Source organism: cf. Phormidesmis sp. LEGE 11477 (assembly GCF_015207105.1).
In the GTDB taxonomy this organism is placed as follows: domain Bacteria; phylum Cyanobacteriota; class Cyanobacteriia; order Phormidesmidales; family Phormidesmidaceae; genus Phormidesmis.
Window position 1 is genome coordinate 36,900 of record NZ_JADEXO010000009.1, and the last position, 20,223, is coordinate 57,122.

General features: G+C 50.5%; 22 protein-coding genes. 13 read left to right on the forward strand and 9 right to left on the reverse strand.

Annotation, left to right across the window (positions count from 1 at the left end; all coding sequences use genetic code 11):
• Nucleotides 1–27 precede the first annotated feature (27 nt).
• The 6 genes from IQ256_RS04765 to IQ256_RS04790 are packed head-to-tail and all read right to left on the reverse strand — an operon-like array spanning nucleotide 28 to nucleotide 4,555.
• Nucleotides 28–675 carry a hypothetical protein gene (locus IQ256_RS04765; protein ID WP_193854413.1) on the reverse strand — a complete coding sequence of 216 codons (648 nt, stop codon included), beginning with the start codon at nucleotides 673–675 and terminating at the stop codon, nucleotides 28–30.
• Nucleotides 663–1,700: a M23 family metallopeptidase gene (locus IQ256_RS04770; protein ID WP_193854414.1), complete on the reverse strand. Its 1,038-nt coding sequence runs from the start codon at nucleotides 1,698–1,700 to the stop codon at nucleotides 663–665. Before IQ256_RS04770 ends, IQ256_RS04765 begins: the two co-directional genes overlap by 13 nt.
• Entirely contained in the window at nucleotides 1,700–2,875 is a 1,176-nt protein-coding gene (locus IQ256_RS04775) for a hypothetical protein (protein WP_193854415.1), read from the reverse strand. The genes IQ256_RS04770 and IQ256_RS04775 overlap by 1 nt, the downstream gene beginning before the upstream one ends.
• Nucleotides 2,872–3,504 (reverse strand): hypothetical protein, encoded by a 633-nt coding sequence (locus tag IQ256_RS04780; protein ID WP_193854416.1) that lies wholly within the window; start codon nucleotides 3,502–3,504, stop codon nucleotides 2,872–2,874. The genes IQ256_RS04775 and IQ256_RS04780 overlap by 4 nt, the downstream gene beginning before the upstream one ends.
• Before the next feature lie 2 nt (nucleotides 3,505–3,506).
• Nucleotides 3,507–3,962, reverse strand: a complete 456-nt coding sequence (locus IQ256_RS04785) for a hypothetical protein (protein ID WP_193854417.1) — start codon at nucleotides 3,960–3,962, stop codon at nucleotides 3,507–3,509.
• A gap of 35 nt (nucleotides 3,963–3,997) precedes the next feature.
• Complete coding sequence (locus IQ256_RS04790) at nucleotides 3,998–4,555, reverse strand: hypothetical protein (protein ID WP_193854418.1); 558 nt, start codon at nucleotides 4,553–4,555, stop codon at nucleotides 3,998–4,000.
• Nucleotides 4,556–4,809: 254 nt separating this feature from the next.
• On the opposite strand from IQ256_RS04790, the gene IQ256_RS04795 reads away from it, so the two are divergent.
• Complete coding sequence (locus IQ256_RS04795; protein ID WP_228024581.1) at nucleotides 4,810–5,343, forward strand: hypothetical protein; 534 nt, start codon at nucleotides 4,810–4,812, stop codon at nucleotides 5,341–5,343.
• A gap of 9 nt (nucleotides 5,344–5,352) precedes the next feature.
• Nucleotides 5,353–5,808 carry a hypothetical protein gene (locus IQ256_RS04800; RefSeq protein ID WP_193854420.1) on the forward strand — a complete coding sequence of 152 codons (456 nt, stop codon included), beginning with the start codon at nucleotides 5,353–5,355 and terminating at the stop codon, nucleotides 5,806–5,808.
• 327 nt (nucleotides 5,809–6,135) lie between these two features.
• Here the strand turns inward: IQ256_RS04800 and IQ256_RS04805 are convergent, their stop codons facing one another.
• Both IQ256_RS04805 and IQ256_RS04810 read right to left on the reverse strand, forming a co-directional pair.
• Nucleotides 6,136–6,945: a hypothetical protein gene (locus tag IQ256_RS04805; protein WP_193854421.1), complete on the reverse strand. Its 810-nt coding sequence runs from the start codon at nucleotides 6,943–6,945 to the stop codon at nucleotides 6,136–6,138.
• A 110-nt stretch (nucleotides 6,946–7,055) separates the two neighbouring features.
• Entirely contained in the window at nucleotides 7,056–8,795 is a 1,740-nt protein-coding gene (locus IQ256_RS04810; protein WP_193854422.1) for a hypothetical protein, read from the reverse strand.
• Between the two features lie 314 nt (nucleotides 8,796–9,109).
• On the opposite strand from IQ256_RS04810, the gene IQ256_RS04815 reads away from it, so the two are divergent.
• The 3 genes from IQ256_RS04815 to IQ256_RS04825 all read left to right on the forward strand — a co-directional run bounded on the left by IQ256_RS04815 (nucleotide 9,110) and on the right by IQ256_RS04825 (nucleotide 10,262).
• The gene (locus IQ256_RS04815) at nucleotides 9,110–9,475 is read left to right on the forward strand and encodes a helix-turn-helix transcriptional regulator (RefSeq protein ID WP_193854423.1); all 366 of its coding nucleotides are present in this window, start codon (nucleotides 9,110–9,112) and stop codon (nucleotides 9,473–9,475) included.
• A gap of 107 nt (nucleotides 9,476–9,582) precedes the next feature.
• On the forward strand, nucleotides 9,583–9,945 hold the full coding sequence (locus IQ256_RS04820; RefSeq protein WP_193854424.1) for a hypothetical protein: 363 nt from the start codon (nucleotides 9,583–9,585) through the stop codon (nucleotides 9,943–9,945).
• A gap of 101 nt (nucleotides 9,946–10,046) precedes the next feature.
• Nucleotides 10,047–10,262, forward strand: a complete 216-nt coding sequence (locus IQ256_RS04825; RefSeq protein WP_193854425.1) for a hypothetical protein — start codon at nucleotides 10,047–10,049, stop codon at nucleotides 10,260–10,262.
• Nucleotides 10,263–10,340: 78 nt separating this feature from the next.
• Here the strand turns inward: IQ256_RS04825 and IQ256_RS04830 are convergent, their stop codons facing one another.
• Nucleotides 10,341–10,796 carry a hypothetical protein gene (locus IQ256_RS04830; RefSeq protein WP_228024582.1) on the reverse strand — a complete coding sequence of 152 codons (456 nt, stop codon included), beginning with the start codon at nucleotides 10,794–10,796 and terminating at the stop codon, nucleotides 10,341–10,343.
• Between the two features lie 538 nt (nucleotides 10,797–11,334).
• Here IQ256_RS04830 and IQ256_RS04835 point away from each other — a divergent pair.
• From IQ256_RS04835 to IQ256_RS04870, 8 genes are read left to right on the forward strand one after another with little or no spacing between them, the layout of a single operon-like run.
• On the forward strand, nucleotides 11,335–11,916 hold the full coding sequence (locus tag IQ256_RS04835) for a hypothetical protein (protein WP_193854427.1): 582 nt from the start codon (nucleotides 11,335–11,337) through the stop codon (nucleotides 11,914–11,916).
• 17 nt (nucleotides 11,917–11,933) lie between these two features.
• Nucleotides 11,934–12,227, forward strand: coding sequence for a hypothetical protein (locus IQ256_RS04840; RefSeq protein WP_193854428.1), 294 nt, complete (start codon nucleotides 11,934–11,936; stop codon nucleotides 12,225–12,227).
• 3 nt (nucleotides 12,228–12,230) lie between these two features.
• Nucleotides 12,231–15,041 carry a hypothetical protein gene (locus IQ256_RS04845; protein ID WP_193854429.1) on the forward strand — a complete coding sequence of 937 codons (2,811 nt, stop codon included), beginning with the start codon at nucleotides 12,231–12,233 and terminating at the stop codon, nucleotides 15,039–15,041.
• Nucleotides 15,034–16,170 carry a hypothetical protein gene (locus tag IQ256_RS04850; protein ID WP_193854430.1) on the forward strand — a complete coding sequence of 379 codons (1,137 nt, stop codon included), beginning with the start codon at nucleotides 15,034–15,036 and terminating at the stop codon, nucleotides 16,168–16,170. Before IQ256_RS04845 ends, IQ256_RS04850 begins: the two co-directional genes overlap by 8 nt.
• Nucleotides 16,171–16,188: 18 nt before the next feature.
• Nucleotides 16,189–17,364, forward strand: a complete 1,176-nt coding sequence (locus IQ256_RS04855; protein WP_193854431.1) for a hypothetical protein — start codon at nucleotides 16,189–16,191, stop codon at nucleotides 17,362–17,364.
• Nucleotides 17,365–17,380: 16 nt separating this feature from the next.
• On the forward strand, nucleotides 17,381–17,770 hold the full coding sequence (locus IQ256_RS04860) for a hypothetical protein (RefSeq protein ID WP_193854432.1): 390 nt from the start codon (nucleotides 17,381–17,383) through the stop codon (nucleotides 17,768–17,770).
• Complete coding sequence (locus IQ256_RS04865; protein WP_193854433.1) at nucleotides 17,767–18,504, forward strand: hypothetical protein; 738 nt, start codon at nucleotides 17,767–17,769, stop codon at nucleotides 18,502–18,504. Before IQ256_RS04860 ends, IQ256_RS04865 begins: the two co-directional genes overlap by 4 nt.
• A gap of 5 nt (nucleotides 18,505–18,509) precedes the next feature.
• The gene (locus IQ256_RS04870) at nucleotides 18,510–20,216 is read left to right on the forward strand and encodes a hypothetical protein (RefSeq protein ID WP_193854434.1); all 1,707 of its coding nucleotides are present in this window, start codon (nucleotides 18,510–18,512) and stop codon (nucleotides 20,214–20,216) included.
• Nucleotides 20,217–20,223: the final 7 nt, after the last annotated feature.

Here is a 20,223-nt window from a genome sequence, read left to right on the forward strand (position 1 = left end):
TCAAAATGCAGGCGAGAAGATTTGTCGTCACTCTCTGACAGTCGGTTGAAATTTTCCAGCCTTACCAATCGCGCCGCCCGCACCCCGCGTTCCTGGATAGCACTCAGCGAGGTTGCCAAGCACTCCCTGTTTCACGTAGGGCGAGTCTGGTTCCATTTGATTGACGACCGCAGTGAAACCTAAGTCACCATCGTCAAAACAATCGACTGCCACTCTCGTTGTTGTTATGACCGCTTCCCCAGGTGAGTGCGGAAGAAACGACGCAGCCAGCGCTTGAGACGCAATTACTTTATAGTCCCTTGCAGTCTCTCTATCCTGTTCGGCCTCAGCCAGCAGTCTTGCAGTCTTTTCGATTTGATAGCGCTGTTGCCACGCCTGAAACTCAGGAGAGCCGAGCTTATCCCACAGCGTCGTTGCTTCGGCTACTGGCCCCGGCTGAGGCGATGTCACTGGCACTGACTGAGCAGCAGAAAACCAACCAGCGCACAGAGCAGTCCCGCCATACAACAGACCGAATGCAACATTCAGCAAGCGTAATCGCCTGACTCTCTTCTGGCTGAGTTGTTCTTTCTTAAAGGGCTTGGTTTTTTCCCCTTCAGTCGGCTTCAGATATTTGAATCCAAGACGCGAGGATTTGTCCGGGGGTTTGAGGGCAATCATGATTAAGCTATCCATTGAGACATCATTAAGTAGCGGTAGGGGTCAAACAGACCACCCCCGCACCAGCCACCTACGTGCAGGTGCGGCCCGGTCACGGTGCCAGTCGCACCTGCAAGGCCCAGCACATCACCAGCGGCCAGCGCATCACCTTCGGCGCACTCAAACTTAGAGAGATGACAAAAGCTCAGCTCTAACTCTGGGAAATTCAAAGGTTGAAGCACAACGTGCAGTCCAGCGCGGCCATCCTCAGCGACCTTCAAAACTTGAGATCGCTCCGGCACAAACACAGGTTCGCCGACAGCAGCCGCTAGATCAACGCCGCCATGCAACCGCCCCCAGCGTGGCCCCATCGGAGAGGTGACCGACAGCGAATTCAGTACCGGCGAAAGATTGCGCCGATAGCCGCACTGTCCCCATAGCGCCCACTGAAAAGCTGTCCAGATCTTCCACAGTGGCTTCGTGCTTTGGCCGGTCGCCGCGCCGATGTCATGCCCTGGAAACGAGGCCCATTCAATCGAGTCAGCAAATACTGCTTTCTGAAAAGCGCCGTAATCAACGCTCAGATGGCCTTTCAACACGCGGCACCCATCTAATAGATGTTGATGCCCGCCAGCATCCCAACTCAGCGCCAAGGCGCATCTATCCTGATTAGCTGGCGAGAAGTCAGGCTCATCAACCAGCCAAATATCAGGGTGCTTCAATCGGCACTTATCCCAGGTAGGAGAAAGAATCTGGTAAGGGCCGCTGGCATTCGATACTTTGTCAGTGCCAGGAATCGGTGACTCTGCTCGCTTGCGTGGGTGATCGTCAAAGCCCTCGAAGCGCTTGTATCGGTAAGCAATCTGATAGGCTTCTTTGCCGTACCCGATTAGCCCCTCAGCACTGGTGATCGCATACAACCAACTGCGGCCCGTCAGCCAATATAGGTCGTCTTCATCCAAGCTCATCTTTGCCGCCAGTGCGCCGCCGTTCCGCCCTGCTGGTATGAACACACCAGCGCTCACTAACCCTGCCATCGTCAGAAACTGTCTCCTTTTCATCAGCTTCCCCTCCGTGCTTTGTACATCTCACCAAGATTGAGATCTTCATCTCTGAAATCTTTTAGCTCACCTAAACGCGGCACACCTGAAAGCGCCAAAACCACGGGTAAGCCTAATGTCTTAGCCTCAGATAACAACGATTTGAGCGCCTTGCGTTCGCTCAAATCAGGAATACGATTAGCGTTAGTCAAGAGCGCATCAACAGCGCGATAGCCGCCGATACCAGGACTATGAACCGCGCCCAACGCAAACAGTCGCGCAGTGTCCAAGGCTGTCTGGCTGATGCCCATGTTCTTGATGCGATCTCCGCTTACCACCACCGTCACGCCCACCTTCGGGCCACTGGCTAAGCAGTATTTGAAATCAGCTAAGAGCTGGGCCGCATGAGGATGCTGTTGTATTTGCGTGGAGGTGAATCTCTCCAGCGCTTCTGATACGAGCTGCCAACCGTTGACCGCTAGAAAATATGTAGGCCAGCAGCTCGAACCTAATGATCTTGACCGCTGCTTGATTGTTCTTTGCGCGTGACGCTGCTGGATCTCTTTGGCAATCTGTCCGATGTAGTCAGCGGCCAGCTCCAGGAACTTTGTGTCTCGCGATGATAAAACAGCCAATGTATTAGGAACCGCCGCTAGCCCCCGCCAATCTGGTTCGCCGACGAAATCCAGCACCGTGATACTGATACCTGGGCACGGATGACGCAGCGCGGCACCAATCAGCGCCTGTATCAAAGTGGTGAGTCCAGTGCCAGAATCGCCTAGTAGCACGGCGGCATAGGCATCTGGCGATAGTGCCAACTCTAAGAAAAGGTTCTCAGGGTGCAGGTTTGGCACTGAAGATCCCAGCGCTTCCGGTATCTCCTCACGCTCAATCCGCTCTGGCTGTTTTATCGTGATTGCGCCGTCACCAAAGCCGTACCGAGCCAGCAGATTCATCAGCTTCTCTGCACTATCGGAATCACCTTCATAAACGATATCCGTAGCGATCGCTCGCACATTCTTGTAGTCAGCCGACCGCTCGCGCAGTTCCAACGCCAGCGTCGCCGCTTCTACCTCCACATCCTTATCTGTCTCACTCATCCGCTTGACTGCTTTTATCAACAGTTCAGGTAAAGGCGAGATGACAGGCGCTTCTACACTAGGTTTCCGGTTGAGGAGTTTTGCCAACAAGCTCATTTGATAGCCCCCTCTGACAGTGGCAGCTTTGCGGGCTGTCCAGCCTTGTCGCTGGCGTCTGCTGGCGAGTCGTTACTGGAGAGATTCTCAGATTCAGTCGGGACGGTAGTCTCTTCTACAGGCTCAACCAAAGCGGGCGAATCGTTTGTGACAAAACGCTGATAGATGCGGTCAGGCACCTCGAAACGAATGCAGGCATACAAAATTCCGAAACCGACAACACCGCCCACACCAATCGGTATGAGCCACTGACGATCTAGACACCATTGATCAGCCTGCTCGCATAGGTTCACGAGCCTGTCCCATAGCGATCGTTGCCGATAGCGACCCAGACTGGCATCAAAAATCATGGTTTGTGCCTTAGCCACTGAACCTGTAGGTGGTGCCACTTGAATCTTCGCTGGCCTGTTTCCTACAGGCGATTCTGGCGCTATTGATGGCGCGGGAGCAGCAGGTGCAATCTGCTTGGGTTCTGGTACTACTGGCGATCGAAAAGCCGCAGGCACCGCGCCGAAATCTACGGGCGCTGGCATCGCAGCCGGAGCTGCTGCAATCGCTCGCATGACGATAGGCAACGCCTTTGCCGACTCTTCAGCAGACAGAGAGATTTTGACAAACTGAATATCCATAGCTAGTCAAACCCCTTGCCTAGAAAGGTTTGCGGGAGCTTCGAGCTAGTTGCTTGCTGTAGGGTGATAGAAAACTGATCGGCAGATTGCGCCATTGCCCCGGCCACGCACTCAACGGCTTGCAGGTGCGCCAAGCTGTTATCGAGCGCAATGGTCACATCCGCCGCAAAACGTCTTGGGGAAGTCGCCAGCTCTGACGGAACTCTTCGGTGCTGATCGTCTCGCTTAGACACCGCGCCCCCTACCAAAGCCCCAGCGACGGGTGACAGCGCATATAGCTTTTTATTCTCAACGCCAATCAAGGTGATCGCACCCGCCATCAGCCCACTGCCTACTAAGCCGTAGATAAAATAGTCGCGCCAATTCTTAGCGGCTGAATCGTGCATGGCAGTATCAATAGGATCGGTAAATTGCTTTCGGTAGCGGCCTAAATGCGCGATACGCGCAGCAGCGGCCACAGAGATTCGTAGATCCTCAGCAGCCTGCTCAGCATTTAGTTCTCGCCGCTGCTGAGGACTGGGACTGTTACGGAGCTGCTCTGCAAGGCGGACGAGTCGTAGCGTTTCGTTTCGATCTGGGCTATTGCCACTGAAGGCCGCACCACTTCGCCTGCTTCGGTGACGTAGACCTCTTCGGCCAGTGCTGGCATTAGTCCAGCCATCCGGCCTTGGAGCTTTTTTTCAGATTCGTAGATAGTTTTGATAAAAGCAGCTTCTTTCGGATCGGCTGGCAGTTCTTCACCGTCGCTCGAATGCGCTAGCGCAATCAACCGTTCTACTTCATCTAAGGCAGCGTTTTGTCTGTCGGCGTCAATCATTCGACTTTTAAGCAAGTTGCGCAGCTCGCGGCGCTCTGGCGTTAATGCCAGCTCAGCTGCCCAGTAGCGGATACGCTCCTCTTGCTGAGCGTCTAGCTCTGTATCAGGACTGAGACTGGGCCAGCGATCTTGTATCGCATCAGGTGCGATATTTAGCTCTTCAGCGATCAGCGCCGCCGTCATGGTCATGGGATTAGTGGCGGCTTCGGTCTTTGCCTTTGATTTAGAAGACATGGTGGATGCATTCCTTTTTCTTTGGTGGTGATGGTTCAAATAGCCCTGGCTAGCCGTTAGCACATTATTTAGGTCAGAGCTTTGTAGTGTCAGAGGTGGCAGGTGGCACTACAGAAGCAGAAAAACATACATAACTGACATATTAAGTCATCTTAAAAGGTTCTTTAATAAATTACAAGTCACCTTAAAAGCATACTTTCTCTGTTTGGATGACCTGAAGTAATACACTGTGGGCAATTGATAAATTTATGGATATGGCCAAATTCAGCGTAAATCTACCTGATGGGTATGATGAGCTGCTCGGCAGATGGGCAGAAGATCTAGGCGATAAGAAGGGATCGCTTGCTGCTCAGCTAATAAAACTTTGTCTGGAAAAACGCTATCCAAATGAACTGCCATCCGCGCCTGATGTGATGCCGGGTGATCCGCTAGAAACATTGAGAATAGAACGCAAAATAGGCGATCACTTTTTACTCGCGCTCAACTTGAACGAGGGTTCAATGTCAGCGGAAGCATTCATCGGCCAAACGCTGAAGGGGCATTTCACGCGGTGGCGAGAAGATTACGATTCGCGGATTATATATTTTGCTCGTAGCTACGATTTGACTTGGGAACAAGCTTATACGCTACTGACTGGTCGCGTATTTCCATACTCGAACGAAGACTTTAGATGGGCCAAAAAACAGCCGCTGAAGCTTTCCCGTAGTGAGTTTTTGAAAGAACAACCCAGGACGGAGATAGGTGAGGATCTTACTGTCACGCTCGATAACGATACTCCAGACGCTTGACTAGACCCTATGGACGCTCAAACCCTTACGCCCCAAAATGCCTTCCCTTTGGTTGGGAGCCTGGAAGACGAGCAGGCAATCAAGGCTGTGGCTCTGCGCCTAGTCACAGACGAGGCAGCAGGACTGCTGAAATGTTGCCTATCTGAAGATGAACGGCTCGTCTGTCGCCATCTGCTGCGGGTGCTAGCCAAATATCCTGAGGAGGCTAAGCGTAAGGAGATCGGGCGGGTTAAAGAAATTGCTCTACTACACTGGGGGTCACCCGTGATGAGTGCTGTGGACTATCTAGGCTCAGCAATGCGTACACCTGCGATCGCTGAAAGTGCCATTCGCAGTGCAGGGAATGCGCTGTTTGACGCGGCAGAAAGAACTAGCCCACCACTAGCAAAGGAAACTCGTGAACTATTTCGCCGGACGATGGCTCAAGTTATTGAACCTATGAGCGCTGAAGAATTGGCAGTTTAATAGGAGCAAAGCCAGGGCAAACGCATACTCCCTTATTTTCTCAGTAAGAGCTATTAAAACAGGTCTTATTGAGAAAAATAGCATCACTTTTGAGCTATCAAAACGCTAGAAGCCTGATTCTTTCGTTGGTACGAATTTAGTATGCGTTTGCCCTGGGAGCAAAGCCTACCGACAGCGGTTGAAACGGTAGTGCGTGTTAGACTAACGTCCGTGCGAGATTTGGGTCGCTCTCCTTGCCCTTTCCAGTGGGTGTTTCAGGGCTTCCGCCCCTGCTATCTGGGTCACCCTCTTAATTGGCTTTGACTGCGAATATAGCTAGCGCATTCGTTATCGACGATTAGGGAACTGAGGAGACAGATTAAATTTCTTTACTGTCCAGCGGATCGCAGCGTCATGCGCTTCCTCTAGATCGCCTGCGAAGATTCGAGCGACTAAATCCTCGCAAAATTTCACAGCTTCTAGCCCTTCCTCTTCAGTGATGTGATTGCGGGCAATCTTCGCGCTCCCTGACATCAAGGCCCAAGTCTCACGCATTTCAGCGGCCTTCACTCCGAACAGTCCTTCATATACCTTGTTGGTGTATTTCCCGTAGGCCGTAGCGTGAGCACCCGTATCGCTGATTAAATCTGTATAGGATTTACGTACAGGTTTTCCACTCTGGCGGGTAATTAACCATTTCGTTACAGAACGGCTGTTTTTACCGGTGTACACACCTTTGAGCGCTACGTTTGCCTCAGCGTAGAAACCTTTAATCGCAAACCAACGTAGAAACGCACCTATCTTTTCCTTAGTCGGCTTTCGGAACTGACCAGGACTCAGCAGAATGTCCATTGCGAGGTCAAACCATTCTGAAACCTCAATAACCTTGTAGTTATTATTGTCTGCTCCCAAAAGATGAATGACCCTGAAGAGCATACCAGATGGTGTTTTGAACCACTCACCCCCGTCATGTTGAATGACCCTCTTTGTCAGCGTTGGCTGGGGTATTCCAATATGCTTTTGAGCCATCATAAAACCGAAGCCGACGCTAGGCTGACCTGGCCCTAGTCCGTCTGGATCAATCACGATAGCTGTGAATTCTCGTTCTTCATAGGTAACCGTAATAAGATCACCGCTTTTGATATCTAAATCGCTCATTCTAGAAAAGACCTTAATTACACAGAAGAACAACATGCTTCACAGATTGGCAGAAGCTAAGAAAACTTCGATTAGAAAGGGGTTGCGGGGTTTTCCGCTAACTGAAAAAATCATCTGCTTGGATTGTCTTCCTGTGTCTGTAAATAATAGAGCAGTAGTATCAGTTCATCATGACTCAACTGGTAGCGGCGCTTGCCATCAAATCGATCAGCAATGAATTGACTAATTTCCTCTACTGCCCAATCTAAACGTTGTACCTGTACCTGAATCCCTCGAATAATCCTATCTTGCTCAGCGTTAATGCCAGGAGGCACAGGATGAGAACGTTGAATAGTAGCGGGAACTAAACGTAAAATAGGGGGTTCAACCTGTGGAAAACTTAGTTGCTCCCCCCGAACCCCCCTCGGAGAAGAGTTTTTAGATTCTTTTTTGAAAGAATCTTCACGCGGGGCGGGGCTACACTTCATTATTTCTTCTTTGGTCTGTAATTTCCCTTCCTGCAAGGGTTCTGAGTCTTTTTTAGTAATCGGCGGTGGGGGTTGAATAGGCGCTGTATCGACCGCTGCTTCGGGAATTACAGACCTTTTTTCTAGTTCTTGATGCTCGGGGTGCCATAACCCTTTGTGCCGATACAGCGTCCCTAAGCTCGTTCCTGCTAGTTCTGATATCGCCTGCGCTCTCGCGGTAATGGCTTCCGGTAGGCGATCGCCCTCTTCTAATATTGAGATCGCCGTTTGGATTTCTTCCTGCGCTGTTTTTGAACGCTGCTGATTAAACGGCACTACTTTAGATATGGCTCGCGGTTTAGCGTGGGTGCCTAGCGGCCAGTAGTATTTTTCTACGGCTCTGGCCCAGCTACGCGATCGCACCTCGATTTGACGTTGGTGAGCGCACCATCGGGCGTAGCCAGGGGCAGCGGTCGCTGTTTCGCGGATGTATTTGATCAAGGCATCTCCGCTTAGCTCTTCAAAGACAACGCCATAGCAGCCTATCTGCTTCAGTAGGTGGTTCGTTTGATGCGCTCCTGTCCAGCCTTCAGCTATTAGAAGCTCTAAGTCCCGCCGCCATACCTCTATATTGTTTAAGCGGCGGCGGGGTTTGGTTAGTCGGTTTTGACGGGCGATCAATAAAGCACTGTTCAGTTCGGCCATATCTTGGCCGATGGAGGCGGTGTCCCAAACTCGGAACAAGTCGCTCAGTTGGTTGCTAACAGCTTGCAGGTCGTCGTCTAGCAGCCAGGAGCCGGTATCTGGCTGAAGCGGCAGGCGGTGGCCTTTATAAAGAATCTTGGTGACGACGCCATAGCTTTTGTCGTTGGGAAATATCTCTAGCTCGCCTTCTTTGACTTCAAACCCTTGGGTCTGGAGGCAGAATTTGACGCCGACAGCCAAATTGAACGTATTAACGGCTCCGTTCAGCGGGAAATACAGGTGTAGGCCATCGCTCCAGCTTGAGCGCACCAGGAACGTTCGGGTGATGCCGATGGTTTCTAGCGCAATCTGGAGTTCTGTGATCGCACTCGGGTTCTGTTTGGGGTGATATTGACTCCCTACGTCGATATCCAGCAGGCCATATTCGGTCGCGTGGTCGAACCGGACGCCTAATATTTCGGTTGGGTCAGCCCAGCGGTGGTACAGCACCCGGCTTTTCATCGGGTAGCGTCTCTCGGTCTTCCACTCGGGCTTTGGCTTCAGATGTTTTGTCTGCCAGTCCAGCTCTTTTTGTTCCGGTTGAGCCGGGTCTGGGACAGAGGCATAAATAAAGTCCCAGCGATTTCTTAGAAAGGTGTGGCTAAGTCGCTGGGCTAATGGGTCTGACGGCAATAAATCGTCATTACGGATCGCGATCATGTTCTATCTCTCATGAAGTGGATGAGAGACGGGCCGCTGTTACCTACATAAATAAAACTGCGATCGCAGGTCTTGCAACTATTGAAGAATAGCTGCTAATATAGATAGACAGCACAAAGGGTCACTCGATAAAAACGCCTGCCACAGCATTTAGAGTCCCGCCTGTCTCGATAAAATGGAAACCTCAGTCGTTAGCGCGGCTGGGGTTTTCGACTGTTTATGAAAGGATTACTTTAATATCACGCTCCTTACGCGGATCTGATGCAGGTGTATTGTATAGTATAAGCGCAAAAGAGATCTAGGCTTTTTCAATTATGAAAATAAGCGCAGCACTCACGGCCACTATGGATGAGTTCGGACTAACAGGAACAGACCTGGTAACAGCTGCTGGCATCACAAATAGCCGCCTGTCTAGATTTCTCAATGGAACTGCCATAAAAACTGACGGCTTAGACAAGTTGATCGATGCACTAGATGACGATGCTTTCAGATTTTTAATTGAGAAATTAATCTCAGCTAGAGGACTGCATTTAATCGTAGAAGAACAGCCGGAGCTGTCTGACTTGGTAGAGCGCCTTGATGAGACAGAGACCGCCATGCTGCTTAATGCACTAGCAGATAAAATCAGAAAAGGCGTTACAGCACAGGGCAGTAGAAAAAGAGAGTTAGTCACAACATAGCTTCAGTGCCTCAGCTTTAAACAATTCTCACCGTAAAATTACGTAGCGAGACACAGCATTCTGTATCTTTAACTTAAGACGTAATTTCGACCGGAACTCAAGCAATTGTGAAACTGCTCTGCCGCGCTTTCGACGCAACCCTCAAGGAGTTCGATATTAAGGGACTTCATCTCGCAAAAGAAGCTGAGATATCCACAGGTGCGATTTCTAACTTTAGAAATGACACCAACGCGATCACCACAGACAGCTTAGAGAAACTGTTAGCAGCCCTATCGGACGAAGCCTTCGCGTTTTGGCTTTCGCAAGTCGCCCACAACCGTAACCTAGAAGAATTTGTCGAAAGTCCGATTGCCTTAAGTAGCTTTGTTCACAAGCTAGACAACCATGCGGCGGCGGAGCTGCTCTCGGCGCTTGCTAATAAGCTCCGAGAGAGTACGCCAGCGCCATCCAAGAACTTACCCAAAGAATGACTTTTCTTGTTTTATCAAGAAGTGTTAAGTAAGCGATGTATATATAAGTACATACACGCATCTGCTATTAGAACACACCTAGATTTTCAAGATAGGTTTAGATGGAAGACGGCACTGAAGGGCAGCTACCTCCAGGCTCTGAATCCGAGGTAGGAACGAGCTTAGAAGTAGAAGATATTTACAAAAGAATCGAAGGACTCTCCAGGGAAAGGAAGGCACATCTCATTTACAGACTGATTAGGACACTAACAACGGATGAAATGGCAGAGGTCTTAGATGAGATCGCGGTTATGTTTCGCAATGCTGGTAATCAATAAAAAGCTTATTAGCTGGCCTCAAAGCGCTGGAACGGTTTAAGACCAGCTAGTTGCGATCGCACCAAAGTCCTTAGTAACTCAAGAAGAGCGATGATGGACAGCAGACAGATAGTTCAGATCAGACCACCTACCGTAGTCTGCTAGCTCTGGCTGATGGATATTGACCTTATGCGAATGTACGCCCCTTGCTACGGCTGACAATTGAGGATTTTCAGGATAATAGCTCAACGCAACTTCGAGCAGATGTTTAAGCATCTGGTCAAAGTTCCGGTTCTGTGTCGGCGCGAGCTGCCAAATGCGCTCGGTCGGTAGAGACTCAAACAGCTCTACCCATACGAAGAATTCGTCGATATGAGAAGACGTAGAGGTTCTCATCGGCAAAGACAGCACTTTCTCTAGCAGCGCGTTCAAGTACTTGGGTCGGGTAGAGAAAGAAGATCGACTGATATCATCAGCGAGTCTATTAGGCAAAGTCGAATCGTAGTAAGCAAACTGTAGATTTGGTCTACGTCCCGCTGCGGTTTTAGAATCCACCACAAAGCATCTCCCTGATCTGAAAAATTGTTTACGAACCAGCAAAAGTTCAGTTGTTCATCATGACGAATGTAAAGTTTTTTGCTGTGAGATAGCACGCCTGTTTTTTAGAAATTCATACCCTTCACTGAGGAACGGTGTGTTTCCTTTTAATCTTTTAGCATGAAACTTCAAAAAGGGATTAGCTTTTTACAGAAAGTGCTGCCTTTTCCAAAAAAGTCATGCATTACTGCCTAAAACCCATACCTTGATAGCCATTGAGAGATCCAATATCATCTTGAGGTATCGGATTTCCGTTGTTTTTTCTACGTACATGTACGTAGCTCAGCAATCAATAAACACCTCCTAACACAGGGAGCTTCAAGGTGAATGTATGAATAATCTCAGTCTGCAAGCTAACTTCAGAATTATTTTAGATTCATCGGCGCAGTCGGCTTAGGCGTTCGTACTTTTGCACTCAGTTTCCTCAACCCTGGGCTGTCAGATGTACAGGCGTAATCGAACAACAGATATACGAACAGGACTAATTCTCCCGAAAATGTCACAGAATTTGCATATTTCTTCTGAAACCATCGTCTCAGAGAATTCTTTTTTACGGACGACTCAAACCATGCTCAGATCTCAACTTCTTGCTCTTTCCGCTCTATTCGGCATTGCTGTTTTAATAGGCATTGCTGGAGAACTTCCATTGTTAGTGGTATCTGCTGTCGTCGGTATTACTGCCACCGCTCTTTTCACAGGTCAAAGTACAGACCAAATAATCAATCATTTATTGTTCTCTAAAGGCAGACGAAAAATGCTCTTCGTCATGCTGGCTATCATTCTGGGAGTTTCTTTATTAGCGCATGGTGCCCCCGCTCACGCGCAATTATTTGATGGCGCAAGAGATGCAGCTGATAGTGGCATTGGAGCCTATATTGGAACTGATGAATCGACCAGCATTATAGATGTCCTTACCTTTGCTATGTGGGCACTCATCGTCGTTGGGGCAATAGGCGTGATCGTCGGGGGCGTAAGTCAAAACGCTCAGATTCTAGTCGGCAGCCTCTCCCTATTCTTTGGCATAGCTATCTTAATCGGCGTACTCGAATTCACAGACGGTCTGTTGTTCGGCTCATAACAGAGAGATATTCCTAGATGCAAGAATCCAGCCTATATCTCGTCATCAATCGTGCCATTGGACGCTTCCCAGGCTTTCTGTTCCTACCGATGCCACTGCTATGTATTTTGCTAGCTGCCTTCGGCACTAGCGTTGGTATCACGCTGTTCTTGGGTCTACAGATGGGTGCAGTCATCATGCTGGGGATGTTCCTGTCTCTCACTTGGCTCTTCGTCGTCGGCACTGATCCAATCCGATTTGCCTATTCACTACTCCCACCGCCCAACTGGGTAAAGGGTCGCTATACCGTTCACAGCGTTTTAGAAAGATAGTAAATGCTCACTAAATCATCTATCTCTGGCAAAGGAAAAAAAGGACAGGTCTTTAAGCTCAAACGGTTTGAAGACCAGTGCGATCTCCTCGCTTTCTGCCGAATGAAAGTCCAAGGGGAAGACATTGGCTGTTATCTTAATCGCAGGCGAAATAGCCTCACACAGCTATGGGAATATTCTGTTGTTTTTGCCTTTGCAGTACGCGGCATTCATCCACTGCTCTATCCTGGCGAAGCACAAACAATCCTCAAGCGTATTGAACAATCTCTCAAAGGATTGGACGACAAGCAGCGACTGACCATTCGGTTTCGCTCAACGGCGGACGATACCGAAGAACAGGTCACTATCTCAGAGCTGATGGAGCGTACTAATAATACTGAACATCAGTACTTCCAAGCGGCTCGTTCAAAGAACGTCCGTCTGCTCAACGACCAGGGCCGCAGGCAACACAAGTCCATCATGGTGTTTGCCTCGTACCAGCTCGGTGAGTTCGATAACCAGGGCCGCAACTTCATTGAAAAAGCGCTGAGCAACGCTGAGTTCTACTATCACCGAGTCTTCGGCAAAGAAAAGCAGGTGCCCACAGAACTGCTGAAGTCACTGCTCTTTGACGCTTTTAACAGCGGCTATCTGCCCTTTAAGTCAATGCTGGCCGCAATGGGTCTGCGGACGAGAACGCTCAGAGTCTCTGATTTGTGGGAAGACCTCTACAAAACGTTCAATCTCAACACTGAGTTCAACGCGCAAATTCCAGGGCTAGGCTATCACCTGGTTTTAGAAGACAGTTCTGAAGCGGGCACGGGACTCGTGCTCTATGAGGACTTTATTGACGAGCAGTATAGCGACATCGATCCGCTCTCATTGGCTGTAGGCGAAAGCTTTCCTAAAGCTGGAAGATCTCATGTTGAACTAGGCGGTCAGCTAATTGCGGCCATCGGTCTCGAAGAAAAACCCGCTGCGTTTATCTCGCCTAGCAATCAGCTGCTGTTTTTGTGGGAATACATCTGCAACACGGCTGACTGCGAGGTTGTATGCGAGCTATCGCCCAGTCCTCAGCTTGTCGCTAAAATTGCCCTACAGCGGGTCGCTAAAGAGTCGATGGCCGGTCAGTCGATGGCCGCTAAACGCAACAATGTCAACGTTGAAGCCAGTCATCACCTGAATGAAGCTGTAGACGCACAAAGTCGAATGTACGCAGGTGCTGCGCCGGTCAGCGCTGCGATATCGGTGTTCCTGAAACGTCCAACCAAACAGAAACTCGCCAATAGCTGCCGCGAGTTCATGGGTCAATTTACTCAAAGTCGCTGGCAGCGGGAGACAGACGCCGCTTGGATGCTCTGGCTAAACTCGCTGCCGGTAACGATGGATTCGCTCTACAACGACAACCGACGCAAGGTGTATCTATCAGATGAGGTGCCCGCACTGATGCCCATCATCAAACCGTACTCCGGCGATCTGAAGGGGTTAGAGTTTATTACGAAGCAAGGGCGATCGCCGGTACACGTAGACCTGTTCGCTAGAACGGTTGGCATTCTCTGCTTTGGTGAAAGTCGCAGCGGTAAAACGGGCGTCGCACTAGATATCATCATCAACGCGCTAGTTCGCGGGCTGAATGTTCTAGCCATTGACTATCCTAAGCCAGGGGGCATTCACAGTCTCAAATATCTCGCTAAAATGTTTGGCTCAATGAGTGCCTACGTGGACGTGGCCACTGAGAAGAACAACATTCTTCAGCCGCCTAATCCGTTCAAGCTAGAGGGACTCTCTGAGTCTATTCGTCAATCCAGGCTGAAGCAGCATTATGACTTTTGTGTCACGGCGCTGACGTTGATGGTGATGGGCAATGAGACTTCTTCAGTAGGTAAGCGAGTGCGATCGCTCCTAGTGCAGGTAATGACGCCCTTCTACGAACACTACGACGCGGCGTTTAAGGAAGCCTTTGCAGCTGGCATCGGTTCACCTGAGTGGCAGCGAATGCCGACACTACATCACTTTCTAGACTTTATTCAAAAGTTTGACTTTGACATCCCCGTCGGCCAGCAGATGATCGATGAAGCGCTCGGTCTCATTATTCTAGAGCTACGCACCTGGCTACATAGCCGGGTAGGTAAGGCAATCTCTGAGCCTTCTACGATTGACCCAGACGCTCAGTTCACGGTATTCGCACTCGATAGCGTTAACGACGACATCGACGCGGCGATCATCGCCCTCAGCGCTCAGTCGTTCATGCTGCGCAAAGCCTTCGAGCTGCGGAGCTGCGTCTCTATCGTCGATGAAGCTCCGGTGCTGCTGAAGTTTGAGGCGCTCGCTCGTATTGTCGGCATGATGTGCTCAAACGGAATGGCCTCGGGCATTAAGCCCGTCGTCATCTCGCAAGACCCGGCTTCTGTTGCTAATTCGATTATTGCTAGCCAAATTACCAACAACTTGAAGGTTCGATTCATCGGCGCGATCACGCGCAACGCCGCTAGAGAGTTCGAGAAGCTGCTCGGCTACGATCCAGCAGTTCTAGCGCCAAACACCACTGAGCAATTCTTCACCAATGCGCAAACGCTCTCGTCTAGCTGGCTGGTGGACGTTGACTCAAAGCTGGTTCACTGCGACCACTACCTGCCCCCTGAGTGGCTAGCAGCGCTGGCAAACAACAAGTCTGAGATCTGGCTGCGCGATACCGTTACAGCTCGGTTCACTAACAAGTATCAGGCCCATGCTGCATTTACCAAAATCTATGTCGAAGCCCTCCGAGCAGGGCGTATCGACTACCTGTACAGCAACCGTGAAAAGCTCTCTCAACCTATGCTTGTCCATGTCTAATCCTACTTCTCAAACCCAGCCTGAGACGAAGCCTCGGCGGAAGCGCCGTTGGGCCGCAGTAGTGGTTTCGCTGTCAGCGATCGCGACTGCAACCGGGGCAATTGCCTCCACTCAGCCATTTAGCAGCGACAACCCATTTGAATCCGATATTCCCAGTGCCATCAACGGCAGTGGGGGCGGTAGCAATATTGCGGCGGGCGAGCCGTCTATTGGCGACTTAGGCGATCTTGGTGGACTCGGCGATATCATTCCCTCTTTCCCAGGGCTACCAGGGAGCAGCTTTCCATCATCGCCCGGTGGTGGGAGCGGGGGCGGAGGTTCGTTTGGAGATATCTTCATGGGTGGACTCGGCAATATCTTCGGCGACGCAGGTGGGCCTGCTCCTAAGATATTTAAAGATATTCTCAACGGCAATATGGGCGGTGTTCTGGAAAGCATTTTAAGCATCCTCACTAGCCAAAACGATATCTTCGGAGAGATCTCAAGCGTTGTTCTCGGTGATGGATGGGAAAGTGCTGACGGCGACGGGAATCCAGATACGCCGCCTAACCCCTACAAAATACGATTGCCACAAGAAGAAAGCGATGAGGAAGCAGGTATTCTCACCCGTTCTCCGATTGTGTCTAGACGCGACAAAGCGAACCAGTATGACCAAGAGCTAGGGCGAGCGATGGCAGCGCCAATGCTCGCTGAGGCAGGAGACCAGTGGCTCGAAGGCAATATCACCACTAGCTCGGACATGATGCAGGCGGGACTGGCTTCTACGCAGAGTGCGATCTCTAAGTCAGGCGAAGCAACTGAGGCGACCTCTACTCAAGACATCGTACGGCGCAGCGCTGAGATATCTGGCATTGCGGCCACGATGCAGATGCAGGAAATGCAGCAAAACGCCATGCTCGGCGAGTCGCTGTGGAATATGCAGCGGCTACAAAGTGCTCAACTCCAGATTGCCGCTGATACTAGTGAAGCGGCTGACGAACAGAACCGGCGCGATAGAACTAGCCGCGCAGCAGCTTTATCCAGCTCAGCCGGTGAAGCCATGATCATTCCTGGGCTTGCAGATATTTCTTCAGCGGCATCGCCTACCCCATCAGCTCCGGCTGCGCCTTCCTTTTTTGCTACGCCATAGCCCTATTACACAAGCACTATGTTGTTGTTTAACCGATCATACAAATATAGAACGCTGCTAGTTGTCTGCTTCTATGCAGGTGTAATTCTGTTTGTCTCTGCTTCTGCTGGAATAGCGCAGGATGCTCCGGGCGGTGCCACCTCTATTCTCGAAAATGCCATAGATGTTTCTAAAAGCAGTGAGGAAGGACTCAATGAACTATGGGAAATGACCTTCACAGGAACTTACTCCCCTGGGTATCTAGCCGTTATGGACTTTGCTAAAAAGGTCATGGTCATCCCGTTCTTCTGGATGCTCATTCCTATCACTCAGGCCTTTACGTTCAATCGATACGAGGAGATCTTCAAACATGTCGCCTGGATAGTCCTGATCTGTGTGCTAACGGTCAACAGCTATGGACTCATGACAAAGATTGCCTACGGCTCTAGAAACTTCGTTAATGACACCACAAGGGAAATTTTATCTTTCCAGCTTGGGCCGGTCAGCATGAAGGACGCCTTATCTGACGTGCTACTAACAGAGGAAGCAAAAGAGACTATCCGATTGAATTTCGTCGAGTGCGAAGCGAAAGAAGGAGAAGAACAACTCAAATGCTTTGAGGATGGAGCAAAGAAAGCTAAAGATGCGATTACGGCAGCAGAGAACAAGACAAACGCTTTGGGACTGAATATATCAGGGTTGAAGCGCTTAACCGAGCGCTTGGACAAAATTATCGGCGACATCAACTTAGCAAAGGATTCGCAAAACGATATGACTTTTGGATTAGTCAATTTCTTCTTCCAAAGCGCTGGTCAAGCGATAGCTCAGCAGCTGATGAAAGGTTTTCAGAGCGCCATGATGACAATTATCGACGTTGGCTTCTACCTAACGGCAATGCTCGCACCGATTGCTGTTGCGGCTTCTCTCGCACCGCTTCAGCCCAGAATTATTTTTATTTGGGGCGCAGGATTCATCGCCTTTGCGCTGATGAAAATGAGCTACAACATTCTGATTGGAGCGATTGCGACAGTCGCCTTGACCATTGATGCTACCAACTTCGGCAGCACTGGACTACTCATAGCAATGGGTGTCATTTCACCGCTGCTCGCAATGGCGATGGGTGGCTGGGGAGGCGCTAGGCTAGTTCATGCAATGGCAGGAGGAGCGAGTGCAGCAATTGCATTGGTGCCTGTTCCGATGCCACGTCCGAAGTAGCTGAGAGGATTGCATCATGAGATTTGCTTGGGTCTTGACCATTCCACTAGGTGTTGTTGTTCTACTTATTATGGGTGCGCCTAGCGTACTGAACGTAGAGCCAAAGCCCAATCCAGAAGCCATCATTCTCAATGATGAGTCTGATTATCGGTCAAAAGCCAAAGATTACGCTCAGTTGAATATGAGGCAAGAAGCGTTAGACACTTGCACAGCGATGGAACCAGAGTATGGAGAGTCAACTCAAGACCTTTGTTTGTTGGAAGTATACCAAGCCTTAAAGGACATTGATGGTGAAATTGAAATCTACGAAAACATCTTGGCAAGAGAGCTAGCTGATGGCGATAGCGGAGCCTTAACCAAGTACGTACTAGACGGACTGAAAGAAAAAAGAGACAAAGACAAATGATAGCCAAACTACAGCCTAAAAGACTCAGAAAGCTACTACCCAGTACAGGTACAGACGCTAGATCAAAAGGCAGTCTCATCATGCTTGGGCTGATCGTCAGCAACAGCCTCACGCTACTCATGATGTTCTGGCTCGCCGCTAGCGTGTCTCGTATTGCCAGCCGAGACGCACCGACGCTAGTACAACAGGTTGGCGGTCAGGCATTCATCGCCAAGCCAATTGACTACGACTATCGCGACCCTCAAGTTCTTCAGAACGTCGCTCGCGAATGGGCGCTCCTCAATTTTTCTTTTGGCGATCTCCCGCAAATAGACCACCAAACTGAACAGGTCTCTTACGAAGGTACGAATCTTCCTGAACAAACGGTTACCGCATCTTACCTATTCACCGATGCCACTAGAGATGCTTATCTCAAAGGCTTCGCTGAGAACATATACACCACAGAAGCTCAACGAGGCGGACTCAGTTCGCTGTACATGCCCTATCGCATCTCCGCGCCTAGACAGCTTGAACCAGGTCGCTGGGAAATTGATGTTGTCGGATCTCGGCTCATAGCTACGCCTAGCAATCCATCTGGCGAGATGGTGCCCACCAACGTTCAACTACAGTTAGTCGCTGCTGAGGTGCCGCTGCTGGCATTAGAAGAAGATCCCTCCGACGCAGCGAAGACCACCTACCGCCTGCTCGAATCAGGCATTCGCATCGACAAAATTACTGCCCTCAAACAAGACTAAATCTCATGGAAAACAACGGCGTTTACAGCAACGAAAACGGGACGGCGACCGCCGACAATCTGGCGACATTTCCCGACAACGATGACACTCAGCTTCAGGACATCTCAACCTTGCTCGATGGCGCACCTGTCATTCAGCAGCCGACGCCAGACAAACCAGCCAGCCAAATTGCCTCTGCTGCGGACTTCGAGAAGGTAACAGACAAAAAGCCGTTCTCTCGCAGACTAGGGCCGAAGGCCACGACTGGCGCGGTAATCTCTGGACTATTGATGCTGCCGCTATCGTTCATATTCTTAGGTGGCGGCTCTAAGAAAGCGGAGACTGTTGCAGTCATTGAGGAGACACCAGAAGGTAACAGCTACGTTAGTCCTGAGGACTACGCGGCTATGCAGGCAGAGCTAGAGCAGCTGCGCAGCCAACAAGCCTTTACTGATCAGCAGGTTGATTCTGACGCCATAGATGCTGCTGGTCGCCAACAACAGGAAAATGCGCAGGCTGAAGTAGCAACAAAATCAACAGATGCTGCGGCTAAACCAACCCCAGCACCGACATCACGAGCAACCACTGTCAGCAGCAGGCCAGCTCCCGCGCCTAGATCCGCACCGACGCCTTCTAGAGTTGTTGCGCCCTCATCTCGCTCTGCACCAGTTGCGGCCAGTCCACAACCCACTCGGGTCATACAGGCACCCGCGCGAGAAGCCGAACCGGTAGATCCCTTCGAGCGTAGAGCGCAGTTACAGGCATTAGGCACCTACGGCGCACCGCCACCAACCACGCAGGCTGCTCGAACTCCCAGCAGTAGAGCGTCTAATCCATTCGAGATGGAAAATCCTTACATCCAAGCGATCGCCGTAGAGTTACCGCAGGCACAGCCTGCGTTCTCGCCCGCGCAGACATCACCCGTTGAAAGACCACTGACTGAAGAGGAACTGCAATACCAGCAGGATGCCAATGCGGTGCTAGCAGTTGAAGCTCCTGAAGTAGACCCTGACCTTGAGAGCACACCTCCCGTCGCTAGCGGAAACAAGGCACCGAGAGGAGATTCAGCAGTGCTAGACCCTAGAAGATTCAAGACATCTGATGGGAGTCAAGAAAGCGTACAACCTAGAAGTTACTCTGCGCCCGCCTCACCGATAGCCATCATGCCAGGAACCAGCGCTCAGGCAGAGCTACCCTTCGGATTTATCTGGCAAGAGGGCACGTCACTGCCAGAGGTGCTGCTCATGACAACTGAGGACATTATGGCTGGAAATCAATCTGTAATAGCAGCGGGCACCCAGTTCTTAGGTCAAGCTCAAATAGATCCCGGTTCTGGCGCTGTTAGCATCCAAGTTGTTGGCATCTTTGGAGAAACTCAGAGTATACAGATTCCCCGCACTAGCGTAGCGGTTCAAGCCGCAGACGGGAGTGTTCTAATGGCAAAAGCCAGCGGAGGTGCTTCGCGGTCTTCTAGCCCCAACGTAGGCGGATTTCTAATGGAATCATTTGGGAACAGCCTTGGCAACGTCCTCAGTAACGGAGATAACGTCTTGATGGACGTTGGCGGGGGCTTAGCCGAAACCATCATCGACGCTCAGGTGGAGCGCTCTGAGGCGATCGCAGCAGCTAGAAACTCACGGACTGCCGCGCAACCTACGGTCTGGACGCTAGAAGCCAGACCCATTCAACTCACGTTCAACAACTACATTCCACTCAATAGCGCGTCACGGTAGCGCAGGA

What these genes read in the sequence shown, in the direction of transcription:
- IQ256_RS04765 (WP_193854413.1), bottom strand. Translation starts at nt 675, where the DNA reads ATGGATAGCTTAATCATGATTGCCCTCAAACCCCCGGACAAATCCTCG.
- IQ256_RS04770 (WP_193854414.1), bottom strand. Translation starts at nt 1,700, where the DNA reads ATGAAAAGGAGACAGTTTCTGACGATGGCAGGGTTAGTGAGCGCTGGT.
- IQ256_RS04775 (WP_193854415.1), bottom strand. Translation starts at nt 2,875, where the DNA reads ATGAGCTTGTTGGCAAAACTCCTCAACCGGAAACCTAGTGTAGAAGCG.
- IQ256_RS04780 (WP_193854416.1), bottom strand. Translation starts at nt 3,504, where the DNA reads ATGGATATTCAGTTTGTCAAAATCTCTCTGTCTGCTGAAGAGTCGGCA.
- IQ256_RS04790 (WP_193854418.1), bottom strand. Translation starts at nt 4,555, where the DNA reads ATGTCTTCTAAATCAAAGGCAAAGACCGAAGCCGCCACTAATCCCATG.
- IQ256_RS04795 (WP_228024581.1), top strand. Translation starts at nt 4,810, where the DNA reads ATGGCCAAATTCAGCGTAAATCTACCTGATGGGTATGATGAGCTGCTC.
- IQ256_RS04800 (WP_193854420.1), top strand. Translation starts at nt 5,353, where the DNA reads ATGGACGCTCAAACCCTTACGCCCCAAAATGCCTTCCCTTTGGTTGGG.
- IQ256_RS04805 (WP_193854421.1), bottom strand. Translation starts at nt 6,945, where the DNA reads ATGAGCGATTTAGATATCAAAAGCGGTGATCTTATTACGGTTACCTAT.
- IQ256_RS04810 (WP_193854422.1), bottom strand. Translation starts at nt 8,795, where the DNA reads ATGATCGCGATCCGTAATGACGATTTATTGCCGTCAGACCCATTAGCC.
- IQ256_RS04815 (WP_193854423.1), top strand. Translation starts at nt 9,110, where the DNA reads ATGAAAATAAGCGCAGCACTCACGGCCACTATGGATGAGTTCGGACTA.
- IQ256_RS04825 (WP_193854425.1), top strand. Translation starts at nt 10,047, where the DNA reads ATGGAAGACGGCACTGAAGGGCAGCTACCTCCAGGCTCTGAATCCGAG.
- IQ256_RS04835 (WP_193854427.1), top strand. Translation starts at nt 11,335, where the DNA reads ATGTCACAGAATTTGCATATTTCTTCTGAAACCATCGTCTCAGAGAAT.
- IQ256_RS04840 (WP_193854428.1), top strand. Translation starts at nt 11,934, where the DNA reads ATGCAAGAATCCAGCCTATATCTCGTCATCAATCGTGCCATTGGACGC.
- IQ256_RS04845 (WP_193854429.1), top strand. Translation starts at nt 12,231, where the DNA reads ATGCTCACTAAATCATCTATCTCTGGCAAAGGAAAAAAAGGACAGGTC.
- IQ256_RS04850 (WP_193854430.1), top strand. Translation starts at nt 15,034, where the DNA reads ATGTCTAATCCTACTTCTCAAACCCAGCCTGAGACGAAGCCTCGGCGG.
- IQ256_RS04855 (WP_193854431.1), top strand. Translation starts at nt 16,189, where the DNA reads ATGTTGTTGTTTAACCGATCATACAAATATAGAACGCTGCTAGTTGTC.
- IQ256_RS04860 (WP_193854432.1), top strand. Translation starts at nt 17,381, where the DNA reads ATGAGATTTGCTTGGGTCTTGACCATTCCACTAGGTGTTGTTGTTCTA.
- IQ256_RS04865 (WP_193854433.1), top strand. Translation starts at nt 17,767, where the DNA reads ATGATAGCCAAACTACAGCCTAAAAGACTCAGAAAGCTACTACCCAGT.
- IQ256_RS04870 (WP_193854434.1), top strand. Translation starts at nt 18,510, where the DNA reads ATGGAAAACAACGGCGTTTACAGCAACGAAAACGGGACGGCGACCGCC.